Source organism: Arthrobacter sp. NPDC056493 (assembly GCF_042795115.1).
Taxonomy (GTDB): domain Bacteria; phylum Actinomycetota; class Actinomycetes; order Actinomycetales; family Micrococcaceae; genus Arthrobacter.
Genome location: NZ_JBHTSL010000063.1, coordinates 19,834 through 29,533 on the forward strand (window position 1 = coordinate 19,834; position 9,700 = coordinate 29,533).

General features: G+C 66.9%; 9 protein-coding genes and 1 pseudogene. 4 read left to right on the forward strand and 6 right to left on the reverse strand.

Annotated features, from left to right (window positions below; all coding sequences use genetic code 11):
• Positions 1–11 precede the first annotated feature (11 nt).
• Positions 12–1,265, forward strand: a complete 1,254-nt coding sequence (locus tag ACFQ50_RS20275) for a hypothetical protein (protein WP_377997424.1) — start codon at positions 12–14, stop codon at positions 1,263–1,265.
• A gap of 72 nt (positions 1,266–1,337) precedes the next feature.
• Here ACFQ50_RS20275 and ACFQ50_RS20280 read toward each other — a convergent pair whose 3' ends face one another.
• Complete coding sequence (locus ACFQ50_RS20280; protein ID WP_377997425.1) at positions 1,338–1,862, reverse strand: DUF2087 domain-containing protein; 525 nt, start codon at positions 1,860–1,862, stop codon at positions 1,338–1,340.
• A 380-nt stretch (positions 1,863–2,242) separates the two neighbouring features.
• On the opposite strand from ACFQ50_RS20280, the gene ACFQ50_RS20285 reads away from it, so the two are divergent.
• From ACFQ50_RS20285 to ACFQ50_RS20295, 3 genes are all read left to right on the forward strand, one after another.
• Positions 2,243–3,079 (forward strand): aldo/keto reductase, encoded by an 837-nt coding sequence (locus ACFQ50_RS20285; RefSeq protein ID WP_377997426.1) that lies wholly within the window; start codon positions 2,243–2,245, stop codon positions 3,077–3,079.
• 10 nt (positions 3,080–3,089) lie between these two features.
• Positions 3,090–3,596 carry a DUF664 domain-containing protein gene (locus ACFQ50_RS20290; RefSeq protein ID WP_377997427.1) on the forward strand — a complete coding sequence of 169 codons (507 nt, stop codon included), beginning with the start codon at positions 3,090–3,092 and terminating at the stop codon, positions 3,594–3,596.
• Positions 3,597–3,681: 85 nt separating this feature from the next.
• Positions 3,682–4,656 (forward strand): dienelactone hydrolase family protein, encoded by a 975-nt coding sequence (locus tag ACFQ50_RS20295; RefSeq protein ID WP_377997428.1) that lies wholly within the window; start codon positions 3,682–3,684, stop codon positions 4,654–4,656.
• Positions 4,657–4,663: 7 nt separating this feature from the next.
• On the opposite strand, the gene ACFQ50_RS20300 is transcribed toward ACFQ50_RS20295, so the two are convergent.
• The 5 genes and pseudogenes from ACFQ50_RS20300 to ACFQ50_RS20320 form a co-directional block, all read right to left on the reverse strand.
• Positions 4,664–5,251: a DoxX family protein gene (locus ACFQ50_RS20300; protein ID WP_377997429.1), complete on the reverse strand. Its 588-nt coding sequence runs from the start codon at positions 5,249–5,251 to the stop codon at positions 4,664–4,666.
• Positions 5,252–5,387: 136 nt separating this feature from the next.
• Positions 5,388–5,774, reverse strand: a complete 387-nt coding sequence (locus ACFQ50_RS20305; protein WP_377997430.1) for an Hpt domain-containing protein — start codon at positions 5,772–5,774, stop codon at positions 5,388–5,390.
• A gap of 149 nt (positions 5,775–5,923) precedes the next feature.
• Entirely contained in the window at positions 5,924–7,048 is a 1,125-nt protein-coding gene (gene rlmC, locus ACFQ50_RS20310) for a 23S rRNA (uracil(747)-C(5))-methyltransferase RlmC (RefSeq protein WP_377997431.1), read from the reverse strand.
• Positions 7,049–7,093: 45 nt separating this feature from the next.
• The gene (locus tag ACFQ50_RS20315; protein ID WP_377997432.1) at positions 7,094–7,987 is read right to left on the reverse strand and encodes a ribonuclease Z; all 894 of its coding nucleotides are present in this window, start codon (positions 7,985–7,987) and stop codon (positions 7,094–7,096) included.
• 160 nt (positions 7,988–8,147) lie between these two features.
• Positions 8,148–9,625 (reverse strand): annotated as a pseudogene (locus ACFQ50_RS20320) (HNH endonuclease).
• Between the last annotated feature and the right edge of the window lie 75 nt (positions 9,626–9,700).

The window sequence follows — 9,700 nt, forward strand, 5'->3', positions numbered from 1 at the left end:
TCAGGGGCAGCATGAGCAAGAACGGCAGGAACCGGAATAAGCGCAAGGGTCCCGCCCATGCGGGAAGTTCAGCCGCACGCGGCTCTTCGCCCGCTTCGCTGAGCTCATTCCGCGCCGGGCGGGCCGTCGACTCGCTCGCGCCGGCATTTGTCCGGTGGTTCGACGACGGTGCTCCCGGCGCTGCTGCCACCGCCCTCGATTGCCTGGCAGCCATAGAAAGCGTCATGGGCCGGTACATGGACCGCGTGGCCGCTGCTGACCTGACAAGCCTTGATCCCGTGGTCCTGGCCGAAGCTCTTGCTGACGATCTCGCCTCCACGGCCGGAGACGAAGACGACGACCGTGGTGAGTTTGTTGTCGCTGCTGTGCACGGGTTCGTAGACTTTCTGGCGGACACTGACCGGTGGTCAGGTTCAGCCGAACAGCTCGCCGACGTCGTTGAGCTTCTCAACTCACTTCTGGGGGAGACGGATAGCTGGGCCCTGGTTGAGGTGCCCGTCATTTCCGACGACGACGCCCTGGAGGTCTTCTCGGAGCTCCCGCTCATCCGGCGGACCACGGAACTGCTTCAGTGGATCGGCGACGCAAAGCCGGTGACCGGAACCGGGGCACTCAGGACGAAGGACATCGAAGCGGCGGCGGCTTACTTCGGGCTGACAGTCAGGGGCGGCGCCAAGCAGGCCGGAGCCCTGCAGGACGGGAACGGCGGTTCGGAAAAGGCCGTGCCGACAGTCCGCAGCATGTATGACGTGCCGCTCCTGTCGCAGGTGTGGGAGGCGCTGGCCCGCACTGAACTGATCGAGATCGGGCCAACGAAGGCGGAGCCGTCGCCTGCTTCCGCCGTCTTCCAGGCCGGCAGCACGCAGGACAGGCTGGAAGAACTGGTGTTCTTCGTCGAACAGTTCCTCTCGGCCTCCGTGCTTGGCTACGACCCTGAACAGCCCTGGGAAGTCCTCGTTGCCGCAACGGTGGCCTCGATCCTTCTGGCGGCGGCCTCGGAGGAACCTCCGCGGACGGACACCATCCTAGACCCGCGGACAGGTGCGTCGGCAGAGGAAATCAGCACGGTCGAGTCGCTGAAGGCCGCGGCCATGACCCAACTCAAGGGGCTTGCCGAGCAGGGGATCCTGACCATAGACACCCATTTCCGGGTACCTCCTGCCCTGGTCCGGTGCATAGCTACCACCTATGAGGACGCAACGGTCCTGGAGGATCTGGGACTGCTGGACCTGCCGGACTTCGATCTGGATTCCGAGGATGCCTAGCACCTGGAATTGAGGCCCTGCGCTCCGGAAGGCCAACGACGCCGCCACAAGGAAGGCTCGCGGGGACTGAGCCTACGCTTCTTTGGGGCGGAAGTAGGAGGATCCCGATGGCGTCCGCTCCAGCACGCCGAAATCGATCAGGTAGCGGCGCAGCAGCACCACATCGTCGGTGTAGCTGAGGAGCCGTTCATTGACCCTTCGCTCGGTGAGCTCCTCGCCCGGCTCGAAGGCATCGCCGGCAATCCAGGCCAGGAGTTCCCGCCGTTCCGCCTGGTTTGCCGGATACCGGTCGATCCGGCCCAGACGCATGAACCGGGCCACTCCAGTCTGCGGCTGGCGTTTGGGCTGTTGCGTAAGAAGGTCGCGGAAGATCGACTCGGATGCCTCCAATTCATTGCCCGCGGTCCGCTCGACCAGGCCTGCGTCGAGCAGGGCGGCGATGGCCCGGTCGCGCCGTTGGCCCGCCAGCCGAAAAGACACGTCTTCGGGCGTTGCCCCCAGCACTATCTGTGCGTAGGCGGTCCGCGCGTCGTGGTTGGCGAGGGCAGCCATCACCCGCCGCCAGTGCGGCCCGCTCTGCCTGGTCTCCCTATTCACCGCGATTCCCCTCTGCTCTGGGCCTGCCGGACCCGTGCCGGTTAGCGTTGGCCGGTACACCACGCAAAATCGTAGTCTTGGGCAGTTCAGGCCGGTAGGCGTACTCGCCGTGGAACCAATGTGGCGCGGCCGGTGTGGCGCGCCGAAAGCATCTGGCGCCAGCCGGCGTCGTGATGTGAAATGGTCCCGGGGACAACCGTGAGTGAGCGGGCCCGAAACGGCAGAGAACAACCTGGGCTATTGCGCTGGCCGTGTTGGGCGCATGGCTTCCGAAGTCATACCAATGGTCCAGGTGGCCCGCTCGCGCGCAGGTTCCTCCGCCGCCGCCCGGCGGGAGGCATACTTAGGGTGACCCGCCGCAGCGACAGAGGAATCTCATTATGCCGAAGCAGACAGTACCGAATGTCACCCTGAACAACGGCGTACAAATCCCGCAACTGGGCTTCGGCGTTTTCCAGGTGCCGCCGGAAGAGACCCAGCGCATCGTGGAGGACGCCCTGGAAGCCGGCTACCGCCACATCGACACCGCGGCGGCATACGGCAACGAGGCCGCCGTTGGCGCCGCGATCGCTGCCTCGGGAATCCCCCGTGCGGACATCTTCCTCACCACCAAGCTGCGCAACGGCGAGCAGGGCACGGCCCGGGAAGCCTTCGGGCACAGCCGCCGTGAATTGGGCGTCGACTACGTTGACCTGTACCTGATCCACTGGCCGGTGCCATCCCGAAACCTTTTTGCCGAGGCATGGAAAGCAATGGAGGAGCTGCACGCAGGCGGCGAGATCCGCGCGATCGGCGTGTCAAACTTCCTGGCAAACCATCTGGACACGCTCCTCCAGTCGGCGGACGTGGTTCCGGCGGTCAACCAGTTTGAGCTGCACCCCACGTTCCAACAACCTGAACTGGCGGCGAAGAGCCGCTCCCTGGGCATTGCCGTGGAGGCGTACAGCCCCCTGGGCCAGGGTGCTGACCTGGACGCTGCGGCGGTCACATCCGTAGCCGACGGGCACGGCGTCCCCCCGGCCCAGGTTGTGCTGGCCTGGCACCTTGCCCAGAGCACCATCGTCATTCCCAAGTCGGCAAACAGCGGCCGGATGCGGGACAACCTGGCGGCCGTCGACGTCGTCCTGACGCCTGAAGAGATTGGCGGGATCACCGCCCTCGAAGCCGGTGCCCGCATCGGTTCCGATCCAGCCGTTGCCGCCCACAGCCAAATGTAAAGGGGACCTGATGAAATCCAACGAAGTCTTTCTGGACGCCTTTGGCCGCATCCGCGAAATCGTGGAGTCCACGCTCGAGGGGCTTGACGACGAAACTCTGACCCGCCGTCCCGCCGGCAACGGCAACTCCATCGCCTGGCTGGTCTGGCACCTCAGCCGGGTGGAGGACGCGCAGGTTGCCTCCGCGGCCGGGCTGCAGCAGGTGTGGACTTCGCAGGGCTTCGCCGGGCGTTTCCACCTGCCGCTTTCCGAACGGGACACCGGCTACGGCCACTCCTCAGACAAGGTCGACGCCGTTCGGGCGCCGCGGGAGCTGCTCGCTGAGTACTACGGGGCGGTCCACCGGCAGACAGCGGAGGTGCTGGGCGGACTCGGCGACGACGACCTTGACCGGGTCGTGGATACCCGATGGGACCCGCCGGTCACCTTCGGCGTCCGGCTGGTCAGCACGATTGCCGACTGCCTTCAGCACGCGGGGCAGGCCGCCTACGCCAAGGGCCTGAAAGGCGGCACTTAACCCTGGCCGTCCGGGTGCACCCGGTTCCCTTGCCCGGCAGTGGGGTTCAGAGGAGGATAAGCGGCAAAAACTCCAGGAGGCCGTGATGACCCAGCTTGGCAAGTTTGAGAAGTACCTGATCGAGGAATTTTTCGACGACTACCGTGCCGGGGCCATGAGCCAGCACACCTTCACCCGCCGGGTCGCGTTCATCACCGGCAGCATGGCTGCCGCGTCAGCGGCGATGCTCCTGGTCGGGTGCACGCCCCAGGAAGTTCCGCGCAGCACCGATCCCATGCCCACTCCCAACCCGACGTCGGGCTCCGCCACGGGCACAGCCACCGGCGGCGCCGTTCCGGGGGCGAAGAGCCCGCTGTCCGTTCCCGAGGGTGCAGCCGGAATTACGACGTCGACAGTGAAGTTTGCGTCCGGCGGCACCGAGATCAGTGGTTACCTCGCCAGGCCCGACGGCGGGAAGCCCGGCCCCGCCGTCCTGGTCTGCCACGAGAACCGCGGGCTGACTCCCCACATCCAGGACGTGGCCCGGCGCTTCGCCAAGGAAGGATACGCGGCCCTGGCGATTGACCTGCTGAGCAGGGAAGGCGGCACGGCGAGCCTGGACCGGGACGCCGTCCCGGGTGCCCTGACGCAAGCCGGGGCGAAGCGGCACGTGGCGGACTTTGCGGCCGGTTTCGACTACCTGCAGAAGCAGGACTTCGTGGAGCAGGGCCGGATCGCCATGACCGGCTACTGCTTCGGCGGCGGCATCACCTGGCAGTCGGCCGTGGAGATTAGCGGCCTCAAGGCGACGTCCGCCTTCTACGGGCCGGCACCTGACCTGGACAAGGTGCCGTCCATCAAGCCAGCGGTGTTTGGTGTCTACGCCGAACTGGATGACCGGATCACCGGATCCATGCCGCAACTTCGGGACGCCCTTGCGGCAACCAGCGTGCGCAACCAACTCAAGGTTTATCCCGGCGTCGACCACGCCTTCCACAACGACACCGGCGAGCGCTACAACGAGCAGCAGGCGACGGCCGCCTGGAAAGACACGCTGGCGTGGTTCAAGAAGTACGTCTAGTAGGCGATTAGCTCGTGGCGCCCGGGATCTCTTCGGCGATCTCGGCCGCGTCCGGACCGCTTGCGTCGCGGGCCAGGGCCTTCTGGCGGCGGTAGACCTGGAACGCGATGGCCGTGGGAATGACGGCCAGGGCGACGGCCCGCATCCAGGGCCGGTCCAGGACATGGCCGGTGATGGAATCCAGGGAGACGCTGCCCGGCCCGCCAATGGTGAAGGACGCGGCCGCAAGTCCGAGGACGGCCGGGTATTCAAGGCCGCCTTCCTGGGCGAAGAAGCCGTTGGGGGCGTGCACGCTGGCTGCAACGCCCATGGTGGTGGCCGCGGCTGCCCCGGCAGCCGGAGTGCCCAGCCCCAGCGCGAGGGCCAGGCCGGCGCCCGCTTCGCCGAGGCCGGCGAGGACCGCACTTGGCTTCGCAGGCCGGAACCCCATGGCGTGCATCCCCTTGCTGGTGCCCTCGATCCCGCCGCCGCCGAACCAGCCGAAGAGCTTCTGTGTGCCATGCGCAATGAGGACGCCGCCCAGCCCCACACGGAAAATGGTCTGTGCAGTTGTGGCGGCGACTGGCGCGACTGGGCTGGTGCTCGTGCGGCTCATGGAATCCTCCTGTAAACGGTTCAGCCGTTCGGCTGCTTCTTCAGGCGATCTTGTCCGTCGATTCTAGTCCGCCTGACCGTGGGGATTCAGGAACTGTCCGTTCGGTGCCCCCGGCGCCGGGGACCCGCCGTCGTACTCAGTCCTGGCCCTTGGGCCTTGACGGCGGGAGGTGCCCCTGGCGGCCGGCTTCGCGCACCAGCAGCCGGATGTTCGCGTACAGTACTGCCCTGACCGCATCGGGCTCCAGCCGCTGCCCGCGCCGGATGCGTGATTCCAGTTCCTTGCAGCACCGCTCCAGCCGCAGGGCTCCTGCCATGGCAGAGGTGGCTCTCAGGCTGACGACGGCGTCCGCCGCCATCCGCGGGTCGCCGCCGGCAAGGGCGCGAAGGATCCTCGACGCCCGGTCCGGCAACATCTGCAGGTAGTCATCGATGAAGGCTTCTGCGAAAGCGGGACCCACCTCGGTGGCAAGGGTCTGCAACGGGCCGGCGTCCAGGACGGGGATGTCCTCTGTGCCGGTCACCGTGTACCGCCTGCTGCTGTCCCCTGCATGCCCCGCCCATCGGCCCATGCCGCGACCTTGCTGCGCGGCTTACCGGGCCACTGTCCCGCGGGGACCTCAAGACGGGAGAAACTTTTGCTGATGTTCGGATCAAGAATGCCGGGGTGTGGCTAGGCCCGTTCGAGCAGCACCATCACTTCGTAGTGCGTGGTCTGCGGGAACATGTCCAGGACCCGGGCCCGCCGCGCGGTGAACGAGGGGAGTGCCGCCAGGTCACGGGCCAGTGACTGCGCATTGCAGCTGGAGTACACCACATGCTGCACCGAGGAAGCCTCCAGCCAGCCGCATAGGTCCTTGCCGATGCCACGCCGTGGCGGGTTGACGATAACCAGTTCGGGCGCCTGGTCCGCGGCGACGGCAAAGGCCGTGGCATCGCCCGCCTGGAAGTTCATGCGCGGCAGGCGTGCTTCGTCGCTGCTGAGTTTGGCCGAAACGATGGCTTCGCGGCTGGTTTCAATGCCGGTGACGTCGCGGGACGGATCAGCGCAGTGCAGGGCAAAACCACCGACGCCGCAGTACAGGTCCCAGACCGACGCCGGCGCCAGTTCGTTGACCCACTCGCGCCCCTGCCGGTACAGGGCCGCCGCCATGTCGCTGTTCGTCTGGAAGAAGCTCTGTGGCCGGAGGTGGAGGTCTAAGTCATTGACGTGCATGCGCAGCGTGGACTGTCCGGTGAGCAGAATCTCGCGGTCGCCTTCCAGGACTGCCTTGTGTTCCGGGTGCAGGTTAGCCGAGACAACCTTCACCTGCGGCAGGGCCTTCAGGAGGGTGGGGAGGTGTTCCCGGATGCGCGGCACGAGCTTTTCCGAACGCAGGACCAGGCGCAGCATGATCTCGCCGTCGGGGGATTCGGTGATGATCAGGTGCTTGAGCTCGCCGCTGCGACGCGGGACATCGTAGGGCGTCAGGTGGGCCCGGCTGATGAAGGCTGCCAGGACGGGAAAGCACGCGAGCAATCCGGGCGAGCAGACGCCGCATTCCCGCAGGTCGACGCCGCGGCCCTCGGCGTCAAGGATCCCGATGGTGGGATTCTTGGCCGTGCCGGCCACCACCATCTTGGCCTTGTTGCGGAAGCCGGACTCGCGGCTCGCCACAGGCGGCAGCCACTCTACGGACTCGTGGTCGGATAGGAGTGTCTGGCAGTGGAGCTGCTTGCCGGCCAGCTGTTCGTTGTAGGGCCTGCCCATGTGGGTGCAGGAGCGGCAGCGGGCGGCATCGAAGTAGGAACATTGCATGTCTGGTTAATTCTACTTTTTCTGCAGGCCACTTCCGGCCGCCCGTCAGGAAGGCGGCCACTGCCGCTTGGGAAGGCTGATCCGGTCCAGGTCATTGGCAGGTACGACGGCGGTCCCTCCTGAGCGGGCCCGTGCCTGTTGGGCCAGGATATCGACGTCGCCGTACCGGGAGGAAAAGTGGGTCAGGACCAGGGTTCCGGCGCCCCCGTTGGCGGCCAGATCACCGGCCTGCCCGGCCGTGAGGTGCGCGTACTGCGCCGCCAACGCGGCGTCGTCGTCGCTGAAGGTGGATTCCGTGACCAGGAGGTCCACGCCGTCGGCCAGGCCCTCGGCTCCCTCGCACGGGGCAGTGTCCATGATGAACGCGAAGACCTGGCCGGCGCGCGGAACGCTAACGTCCTCAAGCCGCACTCCCCGCAGGACCCCTTCCCGCTGCAGACGGCCCGCGTCCGGGCCCGTAATGCCCGCCGCCGCCAGCCGCTCGGGCACCATGGTTCGGCCATCCGGCTCGGTCAGCCGGTAGCCGTAGGTTTCAATCCGGTGGCGGAGGGGCCGTACCTCGAGCCCCGGGGCGATTTCGCCGGCATCCGAGTGGGGTTGCAGGCGAAGGTCGATGCCGGGCGACGCCACGGAGACGAGCGCCCGGACAACGTCCTCTCCGGACGCGGGATAGTGCAGGTGCACCGGGTGCTTCACACCGTCGAGGGCCATACGTGACAGCACGCCGGGAAGCCCGTAGCAATGGTCACCGTGGACATGGGTCAGGCAGATGCGGGTGATCTGGTTGGCGGAAACACCGGCATGGATCATCTGCCGCTGGGTGCCCTCGCCGGGGTCGAAGAGGAGGCCCTCACCATCCCAGCGCAGCATGTAGCCGTTGTGGTTTCGCGTCCGCGTCGGGACCTGCGAAGCGGTTCCAAGGACGACGAGTTCACGCATGACACCGAGTGTCTCACAGGGAGGGCGCCGGCAAGCGGGCACTTCAGTACCGGCGGTGTCCGGCGCTCGCAGGCACCATTGCCGGTTACTGTGGTGGGCGTTTCAGACTGGCCGGACTGGTGCTGTTCGCTCAGGCCGCCTCCGGGCGGGTCGGCTTCACTCAGCCCGGTCCAGTCGGGTTGGTTTCGCTCAGCCCGTTCCGGACAGCCGTGCTCCGGGCTCCGGTTCCCGGTAGTGGGGGTGCGGTGGAGGGGTAGGTGTGGTGATGTCGATGGTGTGCGGTGGTGATTTCGATGGTGTGTCGTGGTCCGGGTCTGGGTTTTGCTTTCCAGCCGGGGAGTTCTTTGGTGTGGTTGCAGGCTTCGCAGAGTCCGGCGCCGTTGGCGAGCGATGTTCGGCCGTTGTTGTGCCAGGGGATGATGTGGTCGTGGTGGCGGATGGGTGCGTCGCAGTAGGGGGTGCGGCAGGTGTTGTCGCGGATTTGGATGAAGCGGCGCAGTGGTGCCGGGAAGAGCCGGCGCCGGGAGTCCATCGCCACCAGGTCGCCGGTCTGCGGGGCTGTGTAGAGCCGGCGGAGCCAGATCTTCAGTTCCTGCATGGGCTTCTGGCATGAGTCCTTATGGTCTGCGTCCTTTTGGCCGGTGGCTGGGTCGGGCGTGTTTGAGCTGCCGGCCCGAGGTTCTCGTCCCTGCACCTGTGGGTGTTCTGGTGTTTGTTCTGGAGCCTTTTCCTGGTTGAGGAGCTCCCGGGCCCAGGGGGCGGGGACTGTGCCGTAGCCTTCGAGGCGTGCTGGTTCGCTGTCGCCTTGGAGGAGGGTGCGGTCGGTCATGACGAGGCTGATGTCGATGCCGGTGATGCCGCCGGGGGTGCCGGTGGTCCATTCGACGAGGGTGTCGGCCTTGATCTGCCCGAGGCTGCGGGGGTCGCCTGCGGCGTGGACAGTGTCGGCGTGCCGGGTCAGGGCCGCATGCACGGCGACGCCCTCATGGGCGGGCAGCAACGCGGTCAGGTAGGTCATGCAGTCCGGGGCGGGGCGCAGGCTCACAGACCGCTCCGACGCGGCGTGGCTGGCGCGCTGGGTGACGGAGCGGGAGTCCCGCCGGGTGGCGGCGGCCTTGACAGCGGCGATGACGGCCCGGTCCCGGCGCCATCGAACGTCCCCGTATCAGCAGCCAGCTCCTCATCGACCGCGGTCCGGTCCTCGACACTCAAACATGCTGTTTCTTTCACCATATGCATGGCGCGTTCTTCGTTCAGCTGCCCGGTGTCCAGGGCGGCCAGGCTGTGCGGCATCTCGGTCACCAGGGCCTTGGCCATGCCAAGCAGCCGGCCGCCGCGGTGCGGGGACTCGCCCCGGGCCAGTGCGATCTGCTCGGCCACCCCCATGCTGTGTTCTTTGGGGCGTTTCTTGCCCAGGTCCTCCGCAGACACGGCGCTGCTGTCAGCCTGTGTCCCGCGTTCGGCTTGTTCCTCGCGGTGCCTGACCTCGAAGGTGACGGCAAGCCTGGCTTGTTGCCCGGTAGCCCAGCGTTTGAATTTCTCCAGCGCCTTGGTCTGGTCGATCAGGCCGGGACCGTCGGCGGTGAGGTCGGCCGTCAAGATGACCTCTGCCGCCGCGAGCCTTGTGTCGAGACTCAGCCGAGGCGCATCAGCGACGGAGGGCGCACCGCCGGCGAACACCGCGTCGTAAAACAGTGCCTCGGGAAACGGATC

Bases quoted from the DNA above. Each gene is read 5' to 3' on its own strand.
- ACFQ50_RS20275 (WP_377997424.1), top strand. From the start codon at position 12: ATGAGCAAGAACGGCAGGAACCGGAATAAGCGCAAGGGTCCCGCCCAT.
- ACFQ50_RS20285 (WP_377997426.1), top strand. From the start codon at position 2,243: ATGCCGAAGCAGACAGTACCGAATGTCACCCTGAACAACGGCGTACAA.
- ACFQ50_RS20290 (WP_377997427.1), top strand. From the start codon at position 3,090: ATGAAATCCAACGAAGTCTTTCTGGACGCCTTTGGCCGCATCCGCGAA.
- ACFQ50_RS20295 (WP_377997428.1), top strand. From the start codon at position 3,682: ATGACCCAGCTTGGCAAGTTTGAGAAGTACCTGATCGAGGAATTTTTC.
- ACFQ50_RS20300 (WP_377997429.1), bottom strand. From the start codon at position 5,251: ATGAGCCGCACGAGCACCAGCCCAGTCGCGCCAGTCGCCGCCACAACT.
- rlmC (WP_377997431.1), bottom strand. From the start codon at position 7,048: ATGCAATGTTCCTACTTCGATGCCGCCCGCTGCCGCTCCTGCACCCAC.
- ACFQ50_RS20315 (WP_377997432.1), bottom strand. From the start codon at position 7,987: ATGCGTGAACTCGTCGTCCTTGGAACCGCTTCGCAGGTCCCGACGCGG.